This is a genomic window from Microbispora sp. NPDC049125, from assembly GCF_040802045.1.
In the GTDB taxonomy this organism is placed as follows: Bacteria; Actinomycetota; Actinomycetes; order Streptosporangiales; family Streptosporangiaceae; genus Microbispora.
Genome location: NZ_JBEZDW010000024.1, coordinates 125998 through 126508 on the forward strand (window position 1 = coordinate 125998; position 511 = coordinate 126508).

The window sequence follows — 511 nt, forward strand, 5'->3', positions numbered from 1 at the left end:
TGTCGGAAGTCGGGCAGTTGGATGAGGCGTTGGGGGTGGCGCAGGAGGCCGTAGCAATTCGTAGGCGACTAGTGGAGCGGAACCCCAACGCTTACCAAGAGAACCTCGCGTCGGCTCTTAATAATCTTGGCAATCGCCTTACGTCAGTAGGGCGCTGGCCGGAGGCACGGCTAGCTACGGAAGAGGCTGTGGCAATTTATGATCGATTGGCGACAATAAGCCCAGCCGCCTATGAGGCTGACCTAACAACAACTCGGTCTAATCTTGCTGGCGTCTTGTTGGCGGCGGGTGACGTGGGGCGGGCCGTCACGTTGTACGAGCGTGTATTGGCTGACAGTGAGCGGGTGTTGGGTTCAGATCATCGCAACACGCTGATCTTGCGGGCCAATCTTGCTGGCGCCTACATGTCATTGGGCGACGTGGGGCGGGCCGTCACGTTGTACGAGCGTGTATTGGCTGACAGTGAGCGGGTGTTGGGTTCAGATCATCGCAACACGCTGATCTTGCGGGC

The 511-nt window shown here is 58.7% G+C and carries 1 protein-coding gene and 1 pseudogene; both read left to right on the forward strand.

The features are described 5' to 3' along the window. Positions 1–71: 71 nt before the first annotated feature. Positions 72–155: pseudogene (locus tag AB0B72_RS25880) on the forward strand (hypothetical protein); the annotation flags it as partial. 33 nt (positions 156–188) lie between these two features. Further along, positions 189–511 (forward strand): tetratricopeptide repeat protein (locus AB0B72_RS25885; protein WP_367741547.1); only part of this gene is annotated, 323 nt, incomplete at its 3' end.